The sequence below is a fragment of the Microvirga ossetica genome, from assembly GCF_002741015.1.
GTDB lineage: Bacteria > Pseudomonadota > Alphaproteobacteria > Rhizobiales > Beijerinckiaceae > Microvirga > Microvirga ossetica.
Genome location: NZ_CP016617.1, coordinates 1,085,728 through 1,105,142 on the forward strand (window position 1 = coordinate 1,085,728; position 19,415 = coordinate 1,105,142).

15 protein-coding genes and 2 pseudogenes are annotated in these 19,415 nt (G+C 62.2%); 8 read left to right on the top strand and 9 right to left on the bottom strand.

Annotation, left to right across the window (positions count from 1 at the left end; all coding sequences use genetic code 11):
- Positions 1–16: 16 nt before the first annotated feature.
- The 3 genes from BB934_RS33220 to BB934_RS50700 form a co-directional block, all read right to left on the bottom strand.
- Positions 17–691: a transposase gene (locus tag BB934_RS33220; RefSeq protein WP_237050426.1), complete on the bottom strand. Its 675-nt coding sequence runs from the start codon at positions 689–691 to the stop codon at positions 17–19.
- 195 nt (positions 692–886) lie between these two features.
- Positions 887–2,038 (bottom strand): IS110 family RNA-guided transposase, encoded by a 1,152-nt coding sequence (locus tag BB934_RS33225; RefSeq protein ID WP_099514077.1) that lies wholly within the window; start codon positions 2,036–2,038, stop codon positions 887–889.
- Positions 2,039–2,072: 34 nt separating this feature from the next.
- On the bottom strand, positions 2,073–2,300 hold the full coding sequence (locus BB934_RS50700) for a winged helix-turn-helix domain-containing protein (protein ID WP_335645653.1): 228 nt from the start codon (positions 2,298–2,300) through the stop codon (positions 2,073–2,075).
- A 75-nt stretch (positions 2,301–2,375) separates the two neighbouring features.
- Here BB934_RS50700 and istA point away from each other — a divergent pair, with 75 nt between their 5' ends.
- The 4 genes and pseudogenes from istA to BB934_RS33250 form a co-directional block, all read left to right on the top strand.
- Positions 2,376–3,629 (top strand): IS21 family transposase, encoded by a 1,254-nt coding sequence (istA, locus tag BB934_RS33235; protein ID WP_099514078.1) that lies wholly within the window; start codon positions 2,376–2,378, stop codon positions 3,627–3,629.
- Positions 3,626–4,246 (top strand): annotated as a pseudogene (locus BB934_RS33240) (ATP-binding protein); the annotation flags it as partial. The gene istA and the pseudogene BB934_RS33240, both read left to right, overlap by 4 nt.
- Before the next feature lie 50 nt (positions 4,247–4,296).
- A protein-coding gene (locus tag BB934_RS33245) for an IS3 family transposase (protein ID WP_418294697.1) occupies positions 4,297–5,438 on the top strand; the annotation gives its coding sequence in 2 pieces (ribosomal slippage) (positions 4,297–4,555 and positions 4,555–5,438; 1,143 coding nt in all).
- A 32-nt stretch (positions 5,439–5,470) separates the two neighbouring features.
- A pseudogene (locus BB934_RS33250) lies at positions 5,471–5,731 on the top strand (ATP-binding protein); the annotation flags it as partial.
- Between the two features lie 19 nt (positions 5,732–5,750).
- Here BB934_RS33250 and BB934_RS33255 read toward each other — a convergent pair.
- The 4 genes from BB934_RS33255 to BB934_RS33270 are packed head-to-tail and all read right to left on the bottom strand — an operon-like array spanning position 5,751 to position 9,158.
- Entirely contained in the window at positions 5,751–6,167 is a 417-nt protein-coding gene (locus BB934_RS33255) for a helix-turn-helix domain-containing protein (protein WP_237050427.1), read from the bottom strand.
- A 49-nt stretch (positions 6,168–6,216) separates the two neighbouring features.
- The gene (locus BB934_RS33260; protein ID WP_237050428.1) at positions 6,217–6,612 is read right to left on the bottom strand and encodes an NUDIX hydrolase; all 396 of its coding nucleotides are present in this window, start codon (positions 6,610–6,612) and stop codon (positions 6,217–6,219) included.
- 12 nt (positions 6,613–6,624) lie between these two features.
- A complete protein-coding gene (locus tag BB934_RS33265; protein WP_099514081.1) occupies positions 6,625–8,439 on the bottom strand; it encodes a carbohydrate-binding protein in 1,815 nt (604 codons plus the stop codon).
- Positions 8,436–9,158 carry a hypothetical protein gene (locus tag BB934_RS33270; protein WP_099514082.1) on the bottom strand — a complete coding sequence of 241 codons (723 nt, stop codon included), beginning with the start codon at positions 9,156–9,158 and terminating at the stop codon, positions 8,436–8,438. Before BB934_RS33270 ends, BB934_RS33265 begins: the two co-directional genes overlap by 4 nt.
- Positions 9,159–9,340: 182 nt before the next feature.
- Between BB934_RS33270 and BB934_RS33275 the strand changes: the two genes are divergently transcribed.
- Both BB934_RS33275 and BB934_RS33280 read left to right on the top strand, forming a co-directional pair.
- Positions 9,341–9,568: a hypothetical protein gene (locus BB934_RS33275; RefSeq protein WP_099514083.1), complete on the top strand. Its 228-nt coding sequence runs from the start codon at positions 9,341–9,343 to the stop codon at positions 9,566–9,568.
- Positions 9,569–9,801: 233 nt separating this feature from the next.
- Positions 9,802–10,056 (top strand): hypothetical protein, encoded by a 255-nt coding sequence (locus BB934_RS33280; RefSeq protein WP_099514084.1) that lies wholly within the window; start codon positions 9,802–9,804, stop codon positions 10,054–10,056.
- A 340-nt stretch (positions 10,057–10,396) separates the two neighbouring features.
- Here BB934_RS33280 and BB934_RS33285 read toward each other — a convergent pair whose 3' ends face one another.
- Complete coding sequence (locus BB934_RS33285) at positions 10,397–15,352, bottom strand: AAA domain-containing protein (RefSeq protein WP_099514085.1); 4,956 nt, start codon at positions 15,350–15,352, stop codon at positions 10,397–10,399.
- Positions 15,353–15,469: 117 nt separating this feature from the next.
- Positions 15,470–16,426: an IS630 family transposase gene (locus tag BB934_RS33290; RefSeq protein WP_099513636.1), complete on the bottom strand. Its 957-nt coding sequence runs from the start codon at positions 16,424–16,426 to the stop codon at positions 15,470–15,472.
- An 853-nt stretch (positions 16,427–17,279) separates the two neighbouring features.
- On the opposite strand from BB934_RS33290, the gene repC reads away from it, so the two are divergent.
- Both repC and BB934_RS51165 read left to right on the top strand, forming a co-directional pair.
- Positions 17,280–18,425 (top strand): plasmid replication protein RepC, encoded by a 1,146-nt coding sequence (repC, locus tag BB934_RS33295; RefSeq protein ID WP_099514086.1) that lies wholly within the window; start codon positions 17,280–17,282, stop codon positions 18,423–18,425.
- Positions 18,426–18,892: 467 nt separating this feature from the next.
- Positions 18,893–19,240: an HNH endonuclease gene (locus tag BB934_RS51165; protein WP_418294800.1), complete on the top strand. Its 348-nt coding sequence runs from the start codon at positions 18,893–18,895 to the stop codon at positions 19,238–19,240.
- The last annotated feature ends 175 nt before the right edge of the window (positions 19,241–19,415 follow it).

Here is a 19,415-nt window from a genome sequence, read left to right on the forward strand (position 1 = left end):
GAAGAGGTTCGTGCGGCTAAGTAGGTCGCCAAAAGTTCTGCAACAGCTTTCTGAGCCAGAAGTGTTTGGATGCCATGCCCGCCTTGCGACACGCTTGTTGTGGCGTCAGCGCCAGAACCCAGGCTGCGGCATCGGCGGCCAGGGCATCGATGGATGCGGCCTGCCGGTTGGCCGCTACCAACCTCTTGAGTTCGCGCCAGAGCTGATCCATCGGGCTCAGTTCGGGTGCCTGCCGGGGCAGCCACACGAAGCGGATCCGCAACCGGTCTGCCAGCGCCTGGGTCTGCGGGGCGGTGTGGGCGCTGGCCCGGTCGCTCAGCAGCCAGAGCCAGCCGGCGCCGCGGTAGCGGCGCCGCAATGCGCGCAGGAACGCCTGGGCATCGGCCTGACCGGCGCGGTGGCGGATCAGCACCACCCGGCGCGCGCTTCGCAGGTCGATCGCCCCAAACAGCACCCGCTTCGCGTTGCGGCCGGTGATCGGCACGGTGGCCTGAGTGCCCTTGAGCGCCCAGGTCGCCCGCAGCGGCGGAAACAGCCGCAACAGCGTCCAGTCGAGGCACAGCAGCCGATCGCCTCTGTGCCAGCCCGCCTTCAGACGCCGGGTGATGCCCCTTATATGGGCCGATACGTCAGTCAAGTGCTGGTCGCAGATGTTGCCGTGATCTCCGAGGTTGAGCCCGATGGCGCTCATGCGAACCGGTCGTCCGCATCACCTTATATCCGGTTGGGCCATAGCCCTGACCATGATCCCGCATGCGACGGGCACGGGCTCCAAGGTGAGCGCGACCATTCTTTTTTGCGGCATTCTTCCAGCCAGGGGGCGAAAGCGGTCGCGCTCCCCTCAGACATCACGCGCTGACAATCCAGCGCCAGCGCGCAACGAGGTTCAGGGCTTCACGACAACATCGGCCGGAAGGGCGCCTGTTTCGACATAGCGCCACAGCAGGATCAGCAGCTTGCGGGCGAGCGCCACAATCGCAATGCGTCGGACCCGACCGGTGGCTGAACCCACACGGCTGCGGAACCAGCCCGCGAGCGCACTGTCAGGTTGGTTGCGCACCCACAGCCAGGCGAGTTCGATCAGCGCCTTGCGGGCGCGGGCATTCCCGGCCTTGGTGATGCCCTGCTCGCGTGACCTGCGGCCGCTCGCAAACGGACTGGGGGTCAGCCCTACATAGGAGGCCACGTGGCGCCGGCTGGCAAAGCATCGGTAGAACACCTCCTTGGCGAGGACAGTTGCAAGCTCAGGCCCAATGCTCTTCACGTGCAGCAAGGCCCCGAGCTTGGATGAGGTCGCTGCTTTCGCCGCCGCCGCTTCGGCATCGCGCCTCGTCTCGACCTCTGCCAGCTGCCGCAGCACGAGTTCGAGCCAGTCGAGCTGATGGGCGATCTCCTCCGACAGTCGCGGTGGCAGGGGCCGACCATCCCCCGTGATTAGCTGCGGCAGGCGCCGACGGCGATCCGGCCGCAGCGGCTCGTAGTCGGCGATCCCCTGCGTGGCGCACAGCCCCTGGATCCGGTTGACGAGGCGGATGCGCTCCTGCAGCAGCGTGGCGCGCTCGCGGCTCGGACGACGCGCATCCTCCTCATCCGGCGACGGCGGGCGGACCATGGAGCAGACCTTCGGCTCGCCGCGGGACCAGGCCATCAGCGCCCGCAGCAGAGCCTGGGCATCCAGGCGGTCTGTCTTCGCCCGCCGCGCACGGCGGTCAACCTGCAGAGAACTTGGGTCCATGACATGGCTGCTGACGCCGTGCGCCTCGAGAAGGCGGTGCAGCCAGAACCCGTCGCGGCCGGCCTTGTAGCAGCATGACACGTGCGGGCTTGCGCTGGTGCGTCGTTCCACACGGGTTTGGATGCGGGCGAGCAGGTCGAGCACCGCCTGTCCGTCACCGGCGGGGAGCCGATGCAACTCGATCTTGGCGGCATCGGGCGCATGTAGCGCCACAAGCCAGGAGCGGCGGCTGAGTTCGAGAGCCAGAAAGATCGTGTGGGTGCTGTCCGAGAATGAAGCGTCGGCTGATGGAGAGTGGAACATGAGCGACCTCCAGAGGTGAGGTGACCGCCTTACTTCACCAATCTGGCGGTCCCTGGCCCATGAGATCTTTTTTCTGCGCCAGATGAGGCGCGCGCTCGACATAGACGTAGCGCGGGCGCTTCCAGCGATAGCCTGCCTCGTGCAGCCGGCGCCGCAGGGTCCGGGGGCTGACCGCGAGGCCCTTCGTGGCCAGGTGTTGATGCCGGAGTAAAACTCCCCAGACCTGCCGATTGAATTTTCCCCAGGTGAGAGCGGTGGCCAGTTGGTTTGGCCGTCTCGGGGAAGACGGGCAGGCCCTCTTCGCTGATGCTGCTCCTGATGATCAGGAGGGCATGCGGTGATCCAGCTTGGGGAGTTAGTCATGATCCTGGATTGGCACCGGCAGGGCATGTCGGTCTCAGCCATTGCCCGACAGAGCGGCCTCGATCGCAAAACCGTGCGCAAGTATATCCAACGCGGCCTGGAGGCTCCGGCTTATGGCCCACGCAAGCCGCGTCAGACCGTCATTGATCCCTTCACCGGCTACTTGCGCGAGCGGGTGAGCGCCTTCCCGGGCCTGACCGGAAGCCGCCTGTTCCGCGAGATCAAGGAGCACGGCTATGCCGGGGGCTACACCGCCGTCACCGACTTCCTGCGCGAGATCCGCCCCACCCCGTCATCCTCCTTCGAGGTCCGCTTCGAGACCGCGCCCGGCCTGCAGGCCCAGGTCGACTTCGCCCAGTTCCAGGTCGTGTTCGCCGACGAGCCTACAACCCCGCGCATCGTCTGGCTGTTCTCACTGGTGCTCGGCTACAGCCGCCTGATCTGGGCCCGCTTCGTGCTGCATCAGGATCTGGCCACCGTGCTGCGCTGTCACGTGGCGGCTTTCGAGGCTTTGGGCGGAGTGCCGCACGAGGTGCTCTACGACCGCATGAAGACCGTGGTCACCGGCGAGACCTCTCCCGGCGGCATTATCTACAACCGCGCGCTGATCGACCTGGCCCGGCACTTCGGCTTCCATCCCAAAGCCTGCCGCCCGTACCGGGCCAAGACCAAAGGCAAGGTCGAGCGGCCCTTCCGCTACATCCGCGAGGACTTCTTCCTGGCCCGCTCCTTTCGCAATCTCGAGGACCTGAACCGGCAGCTGCAGCACTGGCTGTCCACCGTGGCCAACCCGCGCGTTCATGCCACCACGCGCCGCGTTGTCATGGAGGCCTTTGCCGAGGAGCATCCCTTCTTGCGGCCTCTGCCGCTGGCCCCCTTCCGGTCCGTCTTGCGGCTGGAGCGGCGGATCTCGCGCGACGGCATGGTCAGTGTCGGCGGCAACTTCTATAGCGTGCCCGATGCCACACGCCGGCGCGTGGTCGAGGTCCACACCCTGGCTGATGAGATCCGCATCTTCGAGGAGGGTGAGCTGATTGGCGCCCATCCCGTTCTGGAGGGCCGCCACCAGCGCCGGGTCGCGCCGGGCCACCGCAAGAGCTTTCCCGCACCGCAAAGGCGTGAAGCCAAGGTCGCTCCGGTCGGCCGCACCGGCGACGTGGTCGCCCAGCGCTCGCTCGCGTTCTACGACGCGGTCGCCCGTCACCTGGCCCGGGAGACGCGCGCATGAGTGCGCCCCTGGAGCTCATTCCCACGACCCTGGAGCGGATCCGTCAGGATCTGGTTGGCCTGAAGATGCCGCGCGCCCTGGAGGCGCTCGATGCCATCGTGCGTCGCCTCGAGCAGGGCGAGATCGGTGCGCTGGAGGCGATCGACACGCTGCTGTCCGAGGAATTGAGCCTGCGCGAGAACAGCCGCATCAAGACCGGCTTGCGCATGGCGCGGCTGTCGACGATCAAGACCTTGTCGGGCTTTGACTTCACCTTCCAACCCTCGCTCGACCGGGACCGCATCCTGACCCTGGCGCAGTTGGGCTTTATCGCCCGCTGCGAAGTGGTGCACTTTCTTGGCCCGCCCGGCACCGGCAAGAGCCATCTCGCCATCGCCCTGGGGGTAGAGGCGGTCAAGGCCGGCAAGAGCGTGTACTTCTGCACGCTGGCGGATCTGATCGGCATGCTGGCCCGCGCCGAGCGTGAGGGGCGTCTGCCGGAGCGGATCCGGTTCTTCTGCCGGCCTTCGCTGCTGATCGTTGACGAGATCGGGTACCTGCCCGTGGTGTCCGGCGGGGGCAACCTGATCTTCCAGCTGGTCAACGCCCGCTATGAGAAAGGCGCCATGATCCTGACTGGTCTTGCTTCGAAAAAATGGAGAGCTTCTGATGAAGCAGGAGGATCTCCATGCCGAAGACCCGTTTTAAGAGAGAGTTTCAGGATGAGGCCGTCCGCCTCGTTTTGACGAGTGGGCGCTCGCAACGCGCGATCGCCGACGATCTTGGGGTGAACCGTTCGACGCTCGCGCGCTGGATGGCGGAGCACCAGGATATGCGGCCTTCGTCGGCCCCGCCGCCCAATGAGGATGTCATGGACGAGCTCAAGCGCCTCCGTCGCGAGAACGAGGTGCTGCGGCAAGAGCGCGACATCCTCAAGAAGGCCACCGCTTTTTTCGTCAAGGAGGGAAGTCGATGAGGTTCACGTTCATCGATGCGGCGAAAGCGGAATTCCCCATCCAGCGCCTGTGCCAGGTTCTTGAGGTGAGCCAGAGCGGCTACTTTGCCTGGCGAAGTCGTCCGGCCTGCCAGCGTCAGCGCGACGATCTGGTGCTGCTCGCCCATGTCCGATCCGCCTTTCGAGAATCGAATGGCACCTATGGCAGCCCACGGATGACGCGCGAACTCCAGGATCAGGGCCTGCCGATCGGGCGCCGTCGGACGGCCCGACTGATGCGCGAGAATGGGCTCAAGGCCCGGCAGAAACGTCGCTTCAAGCGCACCACCGACAGCCACCACGCCTTTCCTATTGCTCCCAACCTGCTCGAGCAGGACTTCTCGGCCGAGCGCCCGAACCAGAAATGGAACGCGGATATCTCGTACGTGTGGACGAGCGAGGGCTGGCTCTACCTGGCCGTGGTCCTGGATCTCTTCGCGCGCCGGGTGGTTGGCTGGGCGGTGAGCGACCGGCTGCACAAGGAACTGGCGCTCGAGGCGCTGCGCAAGGCTCTGGCGATCCGAAGACCCGGTGAGGGGCTGACCCATCACGCGGACCGCGGCAGTCAATATTGTTCGATCGAGTATCAGGCCGAGTTGCGGAAGCACGGCATCCGGATCTCAATGTCCGGGACAGGCAATTGTTTCGACAATGCCGTGGTCGAGACTTTCTTCAAGACCTTGAAGTCCGAGCTGGTCTGGCGCACCGTCTTCCAGACGAGAGCCGAGGCCAGGAAGGCGATCGGTCGTTACATCGATGGCTTCTACAATCCCGTCCGGCGTCATTCGACACTGGACTATGTCAGTCCGGCTCAGTTCGAAAGGCTGGCCGGATAGCTACCAAACCGCTCTCCACTAAACCGAAGCAAATCCAGACCTCCAATCGCGGCTTTGCGGAATGGGGCGAGGTTTTTGGCGATCCCGTTGTGGCCACGGCGCTTTTGGATCGCCTTCTTCACCATGCTGTGGTGGTGCAGATCGAAGGCTCGAGCTACCGGCTGCGGCAACACGCCGAACTGATGCCCGAGCATGTGCGCTCCAAGGCGCTGATCACGCCACCCAATCCGGTGTCCGTCTCCCGTCCGCGAGGTCGGCCTCCGAAAAATGGTCCCGAGCCCCTGGGGACGTAAGCGGCAGAAGTGGGGAATTTTACTTCGGCGCTTCTGGGGATGATTCACACGGCATTGACACCAGGTCGTGCGCCAGCAGCGGCACCGTCCAGCTCGTGGCCTGATAGCCGCAGCGGCGCGGGTCGCGCGCCAGGGCCGCCGCCAGCCGCCGCGGCGTGAGGGTGTGGTGAAGGCGAGGCCGCCCGCTACGCGGCCGGTCGCACAGCGCGGTGGCCTCATGCTCGGCCCGGTACTGGGCCAGCCAGCGGTGGACGCTGGAGCGGTTAACGCGGCAGCGGCGGGCCGCCTCCGCCATGGAATGTCCCTCGGCCACCAACAGCAGCGCTTCGAGGCGGCGATACACACGGGCCTCACGGGCGCCAGCAAGCGCGGCGGCCAGCCGCTTGCGATCCGCCTCGTCGAGCCACGTCTCGGGAGAGTGATCATGTCGTTGCATGCTCCCCAGAAAACACCCGCAGCTCTCGCGTTGCAAGACTTATGGCGGCCTACTTAGCTGCTCCAGCCGATAGCTGCCCCACAATGCGCAGATCGTCGGAGAAGTAGCCCGTCTCGTCGGCCAACTCCCGGGCTGCCGCGGCGATCGGGTCGGGGTCGCTCGGATCGATAATCCCGCCCGGGAACTCCGTCGTTACCTCGCCAAGGCCATGCCGGTACTGCCGGACCAGAACGACCTGATCGTTGGCTGTGATGGCGAGGACCAGCACCACGTCGGGGTACTCGAGCACGTAGAAGGGCGCGACATCGACGCCGTCGGCCGTAACGCAATCGTCGGCCCGGACGCTGATCCAACGATCTTTGTGGATGTGGCGGGAGGCTTTCACCCGCCATGGAAGCAGTCGGTTCTTGGTCATGCCGTGGGTATAGACAGATGCTAAAGGCACGCCAAGCCGGCATTAGGCCGTGTAGGTCACGCCTCCGGCGCCACCGATCACCATGTTCACCGAGTTGCCAGCAGGAGCCGTTCCGATCTTCCCCGGACCTGCCTCGGCATAGCCGCGGATAACGACGTGATTGCCGGATCCACAGTAGGTGAAGTCGACCGCCCCAAGGTCGCAGCCGTTGACCTGGGAATTGATGATCGCGAAGTTGACGTTGTTAGCGCCATTCTCGTTGTCGCCGAGCTGGATGCCCTTCGATGCCGGCCGTCTCGCTCCCGAGGCCGGCCCGCTGACCTTGCCGTTGAAGACGATGCCGCCCTTAATGATGACGTTCTTTCCATTCCAGGGCGCATAGAAATAGCAGCTCGCGTCGACAGAGGTATCAGGCCCCTTGAAGAGCGCGTTGCAGTACCAAGCGCCCTCGAAGTGCGAGGATGAGATATGAAGCCCACCAGACTTATCGTGAAGCGCGATATTATGCCGGAAGGCCAGAGACCCATTCGTTGCCATATGGGTTTGGACAATCCCATACATGCGATTGTTCGCGTGACAGTTGGATAGCCGGGACGGCGCGAACTTCTCGAACAGGAAGGCCTCGTAGGTGTGATCGGCAGCCTGGCTGGCATCGAGCACCACGACGTTGTTCAACTTGCTGTCGTTCGGGCCGGCATTCCAGAAGCCGTACTTGCCTACGGTGTCGATGTAGACATTGTCGTAGAGATTCTCGATACCACCCCGCGGCCCGCCTTGGGTCCATTCTGTCCGAAGCCCATGGTCCCGGAACATGGTGATGAAGACGTCACGGAAGATATTGCTGTAGCCGAACACTTCGACGCCGGATCCGCCAGCGTTGTTGAACCAGTTGCCGTCCAGCGTCAGGCCGATAAGGCCGGCGCTGTAGATACCGCCGGCTGTCGGAGCAGCAAAAAGCGCATCTGCGTTCTCGCCCTTGATCAGCGACGTATTGGTCCCGTTGCGTAAGCGCAGGACTGAGACGTCCTCTCCGGAGCCACGCAGAATGACCTTGGTGCGGAGGGTCAGAGTTCCACAGCAGTAGACGCCGGGCGGGATGTCAACGTAGCCGCCACCCTTTGCCGAAACGAAATCGATCGCGGCCTTTACGGCCGCAGTGTCGTTAGCCGCGGTTGCCGTCGAAGCATCAATAGGAGTGACGGTGCCGTTTCCGATCGCGCCGAACATGCGAATGTTGATGTTGGTTCCGATCAGCTCCCACCAGGCGCCGTTTGCGCTCTGGAAGTGCCAGGCCTTGGCCAGCGACGGCGCCGCTCCGAGCTTTTTGTAACTGGCCTCGCCGCCGTCGCCAGCGCTGTGATACCCACCCAGCCGGATAGCTTCTGCTGCCTCGGGAATTGCGGAGGCTGCAGCGACGGCTCGGGTTGGATATTGAGCGGACACGCTGAGCGCTACGTCCGGTATCACGATATCAGCCAGACTGAAAAGGAAGCGCCACAGCTCCGTCGCGATGGCCGGGGTGCTGCCAACCTCGGAGGTATGGGCCTGACGGGCAGAGTACAGCGCGTTGTCGAAGTAGACCCCGTCACCCGCCGAATAGGCCACGCCCGAACCCCATGTTCCACGCATAGTGAAGCCGATACTCAGGCCGGCCGCTAAAGCCTCGGGCCCCACGATGCCGTTCTTGAGCTTTCCGTCGGATCGGCGCACGTCATTGAGGCCGTCGATGACCCCGCCGATCGACTGCTCGATGTTCTCGAGCTCGTTGTCGACCTTCGGTGCCGGGAGCGGCTGGCGCGGATTCGTGGCCTGGTAGCCGGAGAAGCTGTAGCTGCGCTGATATTTTGTCGGGGTCATTTGTTGTTCCAATCAGCGTCGTCGGCCTCACTGCCGAGATCGAAATCGTAAAGTTGAGCCTTGGATTGCATGGGGTCCTCTGCTGCCGATGCGCCGGCGCGGCCTTCGGGCTCTGAATTTTGGAAGTCGCATTGCTCGCGGGCGTGACTTTCGGGACCCATTTCAGATGGTGCCATTGCGTTGCCTTCCTTCAGTAAAGGGTTGCTGTCGGTCTGCAGCAGCGAGTGGATCACCTCGGCGCGGCGCCGATGGGCGCGCTCTTCAATCTCTTCGGCCAGGCTGATGTTGTGGAGCTGGTTTCGGAAGATCCGGGCGTGGGCACAGGTGTCGGCGTATGTGTCCCGCGGCCAGACGGCCCGCTGCTCGTCGTCCGCAGCCCAGTAGGTGACTATGCCTGCAAGGGCTTCCATGCCCGTGAAGATCATGGACCGTCGGCAGAGTGGCGGAAGCGTTCTATCTGCTGTGAGGTAAGCGGAGGTGATAGCGGCCAGGAGTCGGTCCCGTTGGCGCTGGTAGGGCCTTAGGCCGTTGCGCCGCCTGTATCGCGACATGATCGAAGCCATCGCGCTCGAGAGGGCCCACGCAATGTGTTCACCTCGGGCCGCCTGGTTCAGGAGGCTGATGTCGAACTCAACGATGTGGTCGAACCCGATCTCCTCGTGCGTCGGAGGATCGGGCGAGAAATCTTCGTCGGCGTAGTTGGGAAATAGTTCGGCCATATCGGCTGCGCCTGAGTTCCTCACTGATCGGTATCGTGAGGTTAGGCCGTCTCGGTGTGCGAAAAAACATAGGCTAATAGGGCTCCAATTCGCACATGTCAGAGGGAGTGTGCGCTTCCCACTCACTTTGAATGCCCGCATAGTCGTTCACCGAATCAGCCGGCGGTGGGAGCAGCGGGACGATGATAAAAGGCTATCCGCCTATCGACGCTCAGACGATGGGCTTAGTGCGGGAGTTCATCCGTCAGTACGGGTGCCCCGATGAGGTGGCGCTGAAATACCTGCTCAAAGTCGGGAAGTATCCTCAAAAGGCCAATGAGGACGATAAGGCCTATGCGGCGCGGCTCGATCGGCTATCGGGCTCGAACGTTGTGGTGGCTTGGGGCTTGCGGGCCGCGAATGACCTGTGAGGCGTAAGGGTCAAAAGTTCGGCGCGGCCGAAAATTTCTAGCGGGGTCGGACGTGGCCCCGGCACGGCACGGCGCACTGCCACCCAGGGGGTAGGGTCCGGGTGCCAAGTAGGGCATGGGCAGGCACCGACACCACGTCCTTGACCTCAAGATCAAGTTTCCACAGCGTCGGCTGGCCGATACGCTTTCTCCCGGGCCTCCCACCTGGCGTTCCATTCGAGAACCGCCGCTTCATGAGCTCGGTCGCGATCCTCAAACGTTTTGAAACGGTGAACCCCGTTGATGTTTCGATGATCGATCCCAAGCTCTCTTATCGCAGCGTCAAGTGCGCCCTTCCAAACTGGATCTGGCCTTCCACGACCTACTTTGCGCTTTGGCCATGTTGGGCGCTCGCGAGCCCGGATGGTGAATGGGTCGATGTCAGCCCGTACCATCTGAACTCTCTGCTCTCTGAGCGGAGCATCCTCTGGCAGGTTGTCGAAGAGTAAGCGCTTGCTGAAACTCATGGTTTTTCCACGGTGGCCGAAGGCCATCATGGCTTCCAACATGCAGATCCGCAACCTGTAGTCGGGCGCTAGGTTGCCAAGCGCCTGGTTCAGTTAGGGTACGGTTCAGCGAAACCAATCCTAGTCCGGTTCCGTAAGTAACTATGACGGTTTAAACTGAACCGGAATTTGTAAACCAACTCATATATACAGCGGTATTCTCGCAGTGCTCCTTTAATGATCATTATGCAATTGGATGTGAGAGTATAAGAAGCCTGTTACGGGACCTCAGCCCTTGTGGGAACGGTTCTACACGAACTTAGGAGGATATCTGGTTGGGATGTTAGTGAGTTGCGACCGTCCTCTCGGTTCGCACAATGAGCACACGCCTCATACGGCCGTTCACTTCGAATTCGGTCTCGTCCTCCTCAGTCAGGCCGACCAACTCTTTCCCTAGCGGAGAGTTTACAGCCAGAAAGCCATTCGTGAGATCGTCACGGGTGGGGCTCAACATGAATGTCGCTGTCTTGTTGTCATCAAGGTATCTGATCACAACTCGATCACCAACGCGGATCCCATTGGAGAAGCCAGTGAACCCTTCAGCGCTTTTGCCGTCTATCTCATTGTACTTCTGAGTGGGAGGCTGGGTTCTCTGCTCGGGCTCGCTTGACTTGAACGTATCACCTTTCGCATGTGCCTCCGGCGCCGTGATGTGAGCTGTAAAAACACCACCATTGGCAGCACCGTCGCCTGGCTCAATTCCATTGCGTTCCAAGGTTAAGAACAGATCGTCCATGCATCCATTGGGATCGAGTGTGAAACTCGACGCCCAGCAGCGCCAGAAGCGCCAGCCAACCCGCTCCAGAATGCGCTGACGGCGCATATCGTCCGCCCAGCGCTCCGGACCATGATACTGATCCCCATCACACTCGACGGCCAAGCGCCGTCCGTTTGCTCCTTCGACAACAAGGTCGATGCGGTATCCCATAGCTCCGACTTGGGGAGTGACCCGGTATCCCCGCTCCAGAAGGCGGCGCAGCACCTCGCGCTCGAAATCCGACTCGCACAATGCCTCAAGGTCACCCGTCGGCGTAGCCGCGCCGGACATCGGGTCACGGAAATGGCGGATCACACGCGCCTTCAGGTCATCGGGCTTTAGCTCCTGCTCACGAACCGAACGAACGAGCACAAGACGGTCGCGGGCACGGGAGAGCGCCACGTTGAAGCGCTGCTCAAACTGGGCGGCCGTTTGCGCCTGCTTGCTGTTGGGATCAGCAATCATGGACAGGAAGACGACGTCGCGCTCATTGCCCTGGAAGGTGGCGCTGTCACCGCAGGCTATGCGGTGACGCATCATCACATCTTCCCCAAGCTCATCGAGAAGCATGCGGTTAATGAGGGCAGCCTGCTTTGCTCCGATCAGCGATACCACGCCGATCGTGCGCCAGCGGTCCTGTGCCTCGATGCGGGCAAGGCTGGGATCATCGACGATCTTGCGGATCTCGCTGACGATGATCTCCGCCTCCCGCGGGTTCTGCTTATCCCCTTGGCGGCGCCCGTCCGGCACATAGATGTCGACGAGCGGCGGGTTGAGCCGCTCATGCGCCGTTGGCACGCGCAGCGGCACTAAGGGTTCAGGGTAGAACTGCATAGAGAACCGGATGATCGGCTCGACGCACCGGAAGTGCTCCTTGAGCATGACCAGCTTGTCCGGGAACATGACCTTGGCGAGGTCGTAGAGCGAGGCTCCTGGAAGGAGAAGCGTCTTGAACGGCTGCCCTTTGAGGAAGCCGTGCTCCAGGCGGTCGATCTTCGCATTCTCGATGAAGGCAGCCGTCGGGCTCACCTGCTTGTCGTCACCGACCACGAGGATCTTCTTGCCACGAAGGAGCGCTGGGACCTCACGGATGTCCGATTGTGAGGCTTCGTCCATAATGACGAGGTCGAACGAGCCGACCTCACCCGGTAACTGCTCGGCGACGCGCCATGTCGGCATGATCCAGCACGGAATGGCGTCGTAACACTGGGCCATGGCGCTGCGGGCGTCGCGGCGGTGCCGGACAGCCCCTTTGCCGGTGCCCTTGCCAGTCTTGCGCAGGGCTGTGGCGAACATCATCAGGGCAGACCGCACAGGCCCAGACATGGACCGACCAAGCTCATAGAAGGTTCGCTCGCGCACCACCCGCTCGAAGGTCTTTCTGATTTCAGCATCAAGGCGGACCCGTTCCTCGGCCAGGCTACGCAGCCGGTACCGGTCGTCGATCCGCGCCAGATAAGCCGAGGCTGCGGCCCAATCCCATGCCTCACGCCAGTCGACGGGGATCAAGGTATCCGTTTCGCCTTCGACTGGTTCTGTGGCCAGACGCCGGCTCCAAAGAGGAGCCCCTGCTTCGCGGATCCGGCCTGTGACGGTACGGACAAGCGCCAGATGGTTCTTGTGCTGATTCAGGTCATCGATCTGGCGCCTTAAAACACCCCAAAGGCGGGCGACGTTCTGCGTCTCGATATCGGATCGGCCAATCGCCTCGCCCAGCAGGTCACGAGCCAGTTTCCCGATCTTGCCTGATGCGTCCGAGAAGAGCCCCTCAAGACGGGACACTTCAACGCGCGCGGCAGCGAGCCGTGCGGAGGCCGCCGCATTCCGAAGCGCTGCCTCGGCATGTTCCATCCGAGCAGGATCGTGCCAGAGCTCCCGAGGCGAGCTCGCCCCAGGTACGACTTGGCTGAATACCTCCTCGAGCGCACGCATAGCGCCGGCCCCCTCCACGAGGATGGCATTCAGGAGGCCGACGAGTTGCTCGATCTCCCGCGCCGATCCTGCAGACGGAGCGCCAATCTCCTCGGCCAGCGCCCGCCACCGTACGCTCAATGAAGTGACTTGCTCCCGCCAGATGAGGTATTGGCGAATGTGATCCCAGTCCTCCCGAGCCGCTGGTGTGCGCCCTTGCACCTTGATGGCCTGCACAACCGGCCGGAGTGCCTTCTCGCGAAACGCAAAGAAGCCAAACACCTCCTCGCCGTTGGCGAGGCGGCCGATCAACGTGGTCGCCTCAACGGCCGCGAGCTCGAAGGTATCGGGCAGTTCCACCGGCTGGGCGAGGTAGCGCTTCCGCTCCTCGACAATCGGCTTCGCGTCTTCCGCAAATTGCAGGAGCAGTTCCAGCGCGCCGGCTCCTCGCTCACCAGCAATCGCATGCTGAGCCACCGGCTCAAGCCAGGGATTGGCCTTGGCGAGCGTCTGAACACGCTGGAGGGTCTCAAGGGCTTCGGCTCCTCGCAGCGCCTGCCCGGTGGCACCAGCCGAACCAATGCGGATCGTCAGCGAGCCATCCCGTGCGGCCGCCTCCGCGAAGCGCTCGGACCGGACGAGGTCCTCATGCAGCCGGGCAATGACCTCTCCGTCGGGCAGATCCTCAACCGACGGGAGCACCGCATCCAGATGCTCGAGCCGGGAGCCGAGGGCCACACGTGCCGCTCGGAGGGCGGAGATCTCATCGTCCGACAGACCAGCATCCTGCGCGGACTGCTCCGGGCGATCCTCGAACCACCTGTATTGCTCTGCCGAGGAGACAATCCGTTTTGCAAGCTCCGCCGGCCGCTCGTCAGCCGCGGTTGGGGCGAGCTGCAACAGCGCGAACCGCTCGATTTCCTTGTCGACCTCCTCAAGTCGGGTCCGGAGGCCAACAACAGAGGCTTCCAGGTCCCGGATCAGACGCGACTGCTCGCTGGGCCTGATGCTCTCGACCACCGACTGCAGGAGGCGCACGGCTGTCTCAAGCTGTTTGAACCCTTCACGCTCTGTCGCCGTGATGCTGATTGCAAGATCCCGAACACCCTCAGGTAGCTGGCTCCGCAGGACCGCAAGGGCGGGCTCGCCATGCGACACGACCAGGACCCGCCGGCCTGTGGCCATGTAGTGGCAGATGATGTTGGAGATCGTGTGCGTCTTGCCCGTGCCGGGTGGTCCCTGGACAACGATGCCATCGGTGCCTTCCAGACGCCGGACGATCTCGATCTGGTCATCGTTGAAGGGCTTGGGAAAGAAGAGGTCCGTGGCTTCAGTCTGAGGTGCGGCCTCGGCTGTGCCGCCAACGGTCTCGCCGACGCGATTTCCCAATGGAGCCCAGATATCATTCGGCTGTGCTGTGGAAGGCCCCATCACGAGGGTCTGAGCCGGACCTGGCAAAGAGCCTTCCTCGGCTGCCTTCTCCACCGACTTCTTCAGGTTCTCGAGGTCGGCCAGGATGAAGCTGTCAGACCGTCTGCGGGCAAACAGAACCCAACGATCTGAGACGGTGAGGTGTTCGTTGGCCGCAGGCATCGGCTGGTCGGGTGCCAGTGCCTGGCGATCGGGCAAATACACGCCTTCGGCATCCAGACGGGCCTGACAGGCGCGAAGGACTGGCTCGAACCCGTCGCGTCGGTAAGGTGAGACACCTTCATCCGCATCCACCGCTGCGATCGCCCGGCGCGACGCGTCTAAGGCCAGGGAAGCCCCTTCGACACCGAGTTCCTCAAACGGACGCATGTTAACGCTGGCTGTTGCCGCGCGGGGGCGGACCTTGATCTCACCGCCGGCAAGATCGTCAATCTCGATTTCCACGAGACGCTCGACCAGAGGCAGGTCGACCTCATTGCCATCCCTGAGCCAGCGGGAGAGCCCCATGCCCCAAACGAGCTCGAAGGATTTGTCCCCGCCTCCGAGCTCGGCGAGCTGGGTGACCTCGAAGAGCTTTTGATAAAGCGCCAGCGATCGGCGAACCGGACGTTCCGCCACCGACCAGGGCAGCCATTGTTCGGTGATCCACGTCTCGGCGGCGGTCCTGACGTCAGGACGATCCTCCAGGCGCAGGCGCACATCCCAGCGGGGGATGGTCTCGTCCTTCTTGATGGCTTCCGCCACATCCTCCGGGCGCACGGCTCCGGAGGCCAGAAGGTCGTCCCGTTCCGTCTCCGTTACCGTCCGAAGCATGTAATCCCGGAGTTTCGGCTCCCGCTCTGGATCGGGGGAGATCTCCAGCCAGTCTGCGGCTTGTTCTGGCGGTGCGGGAGGATCACTGCGCCGGAGCCGCTCCACGGCAAGCCACACCGGGCCATCCTCGTCCACCAGATCGTGACGAACCCCAGGCATGGCATGCAGTTCGTGCTGGTGCAGCACAAAGGTCTGTCCGGTTGGAAGCCGATGCTCGGACAGCCGCAGGGCTGGCCGCTCATCCAGCCGGACCACTTGCTCGACGTATCCCAGAAGATTGTGAAGGCGCTCAGCGGCAGGTGCGACGGTATCAGGTGCAGACATCATGTTCTTTGGTTTGCTTCGTTCCTAGCCCCTCGAACGAAGCTTTGTTGCTAAAGAGACTCATCTGAGCGTCCAGCATTGGTCAAGCCTAAAGTGTTGGTCCATTAGAGCATCGGACGATTACACGGACGCATATCCGGCGGCCTTGAGATAGTTCCAGCATTCCTGCGGCTCGAACAGATTGCAGATGTTGCCGACAGCTCGCCAGAGCGCGTCAACGGTTCGGGCTTCGGCTTTGTGCAGGTGTGCTTTGATCTTTGCGAAAGCCTGCTCAATTGGGTTCAAATCGGGCGAATATGCAGGCAGGAACAGGAACCAGGCACCTCGTTGCTTCAGACATTCCGCCGCCCTCGCACTCTTGTGGACCGCAAGGTTGTCGAGGATCACCACATCACCCTTCACCAGCGTGGGCGCCAGTTGCGTCTCAATATAGATGTCAAACGCCGAGCGCGTGATCGGGCCATCGATGATCCACGGCGCACTCAGCTCATGACAGCGCAGCGCGGCCAGAAAGGTGTGGGTCTTCCAGTGGCCAAAGGGGGCTGCAGCGCGCAAGCGCTGACCTCTGCAGCTCCGGCCGCGCAGGCGCGTCATCTTGGTATTGACGTAGGTCTCATCCAAGAACACCAACCGATATGGCTGCTGGCGCATCCGCGGCTGACGCTGCGTGTGCCAGACCCGGCGCTCCTCACGCACGTCGGCGCGTGCGCATTCCGCGGCCATCTGGGCTTTTTTATAGGTGAAGCCGTGCCGGCACAGCAGCCGCGAGAGAGTGGCCGGGGCGGCGACGATCCCATGCTCCTCCAGCAGCCGAGCCGCGAGTTCGGGCATGGTGATGTCCGGCTTGGCCTCGACGGCTTGGATCAGAAACGTCTCGTAGGGCGAAAGCCTCCGGCGTCCGGGTGGACGGCCCTGTCGCGCCGGAGTGGGCGATCCGGACGTCTTCTGGCGCTGAAGCAGCTTGATGGCGAAGCTGTCGCTGACCCCAAAGTGGCGCGCCGCGGCCCGGCAAGAGTGACCCGCTTCCACAAACGCCACCACGCGCACGCGTAGATCGAGAGAGTAGCTCTGGGTCATGATCCACCTCCTGGTCAGAAGGGAATCACAGCTCCCGCCCAAAGTGAACCCGTTGAATCCGCGTTCCTGTCCGATGCTCTAGCGTCACAATGACCACGGCGAGACAAGCAGACGGACAGAGCTCCTCGCCTGCAATCGCAAGTGATGGCTGTCAGCCTGACGCTTGGTAGCCCCAATCGGCCTTCATCGACACTGATAGTATTCAAGATGATGAATGATGATTTCGAGTCTGTGTGGCACTGCCGCAGTGACAATGATCTTAGCGCATCCAGCAGCCCCCCAGAGTCAAAAGCGATTCTCGCAGAGTCAAGGCAGAACTTTTATCTTTCTTTCGACTCGCCGCTTTCGACCTCAAGAATCCTGCAGTTTCAGTTTTCCAATGCGATCTGCGTTAACAATCGCTCAATCATTTCAGATCGACTCCACACGCAACATCGAATCAGCCATCTCTTGAACGGTTGCGAGAAGAGCGGGTGCGCAGGCTCCAGTTCTTTGCGCCACAAGAGCAGCGCTCCCACAGGCCTATCGTCCCGGTAGGTCGGTGGGAGCCTGACGTGTTGGCGCTCACGAACGTCGATGGCGGGACCAACGTCCTCACTGAGGCTCCGTCCGCCTAGGCAGTCTGCTCCGAAACTCCCGCAGCCCTCTTCGAACAGGAGAAGCAACCCGTGAACTAAGGCCAGGCAAAGCAAAAGGCCCACGAAGCTGGAAACTTCGAGGGCCTTTGGAGACCCACCGAGGGGTGGGCGTATGGAAACTTAAGCACCTTCCTTATGCCATCCCGACAAGCTGACTGTCAAGAACATCGGTTTCGGTGAACGCTCCCGCTTTGCCCTCACATTGGAGGGACGCGATGCAACTCGCATCGTCAGGAGGCCGGCGGCTGAGACATGCCGCTCTGGCCGCGAGAAGACTCGTGCTCGAAACCGAGCACACTGTGACGCGCAAGGAACTCTCGGCCGCAGCTCGGGACGCTGAAAAGGCGCTCCGGCTCAGCGCCACCCAGCGCATCGTGTTGGGTCAGCTGGTGGCATGCTGGGGTGAGCAAACGGCAGACCGGCTCCTAGTGTGGCCATCCAACGCCCGTCTAGTGGCGACCACCGGGCTGTCCGAGCGCGCGATCCGCAACGCCATCCGCGCCATGATCGACCTGCAGCTCGTGATCCCGAAGGACTCGCCGAACGGCAAGCGATACGCCATCCGCAATGAAGCCGGTGAAGTCATTGACGCGTTCGGCTTCGACCTGACGCCGGTCTATGCCAGACGCAAAGAATGGGCGGAGAGCCTTGCAGAGCAGAAGCGGCTCAAGGACACTCTCAAACGGCGGTTCGACGAGATCACAATTTGCCGCCGAGCAACGGAAGAGGCCTTGAGCGCCCTTGCCCAACACTACCCCGACATTGACCGCTCGGATCTGGAGTACCGTTTGGAAACCGTGAAAGCGAGATCCCCCAAACGATCCGGATCGTCTCTTCCTGACGGCCTGATCGACGCTTGGAGGGAGGCAAGACACCTTGCTGAGGAAGCCTTCTACAAGGCAGGCTGTGACGGCACAAAATGCCGGCACATTGAAGCAGAGAACGGGTTTCCTAGTGAAACTTGTGACAATGCTCTTCGCGCGCCTACCCATGACGTAAGCGCTCCATCGTGTTCTCCGCAGATCGCACCGGGATTGGTGGCCGAGGCTTGTCCCGTGATCTCCTACTATGGGCATCCGATCAGAGATGCTGCCGATGTTGTTTCGGCTGGCCGCTACTTGCGAGCTTCGTTAGGAGCCCATCCCAGCACATGGGATGAGGCTGTCCGGACCATTGGTGATTTTTCAGCGGCAGCCGCTGTCATCTACGTCCTACAACTCTATGACGATGATGTTACGAGCGGACGAAACCGCATCCGAAATGCCGGTGGATACTACCGGTCGGTTGTGCGGATGATCGGGAGAGGAGAAATCGATCTTCAGGCGGACCTCTTGGCGATGCGGAGACGAAAGCTCGTGTAACGAAACCCCATCTTAGACCCACTCAGAGAATTGCTGGCTCGCATTCGCGATGAGGTGCGTGGCGTGTTTCACTGAGTGACAGGCGCTGTTGATGCGAGGCGGGATGTTGGCATAGCGGATCTGATCAGGCTAAAGGAGAGACAGTGGACATGAAATTTTTCTAGACGCTCCGGTAACGCGAGAAGCGCTACAGCATGACAATCTACCGATGCCCGTATTGTGCTGTCGACACAGGTGGCTTCCGGTCTCTCTGGGCCCATATCGTCAAGCGGCACAAGCCTTCGTACGACTTTGATCTCGTGATGGCCGAGGCTGGGGATCGTTTCATCGTCAAGCGACTACCTAAGCGATCGAAGGAGGCAAAGACGTCCGCCCCGTCTGTGGCGCTGACGCAGTCCAAGGAAACACCGTCACAGGCCCCTTCTCCGCCAAAGAAGCCGACTGGGCTCAACCGCGCGTTCTACGTGATGCATCGTGGCGACGCTCTAAGGGCTCAAAGGCACACCTGCTTCTACTGCTATTGCCCGCTCACAGTCCGCGTGGCGACAGCCGATCATCGGATCGCGCAGGCGAAGGGCGGAAAGCACAGCCGAGACAACCTGGCGGCCGCGTGCGCAGACTGCAATGGCCTGAAAGGCGCCATGAGTGAGGTAGAATTCAAGCGATTAATCAAGGTTCCGCCGGCGGGCGTCTCTCTGCCGCTCTTACTCGCTTGGTCACGGCGGAGAACTTGGCTTGCCACCCATCGAGCCACTAGGCGGCTGTCGCGCCTATTTGGACTACGCTATGACGGCCCCTCGATCGGACGGAATTAAGTGCGACGGAGGATAGAGTAGGCCTCAAAGCATTGGTGAATGCTCTCTTCGTCTTACTTGTCAAATCACTCTGAAAGTCCGGCGCGCATAACCTGCGTGCCATCTTCTGCTTGAGCGCGGCAGCATCGGTGGGGACGCCGACGATCATTCATCGAAAGAAGGGAGCAAGCCTTCG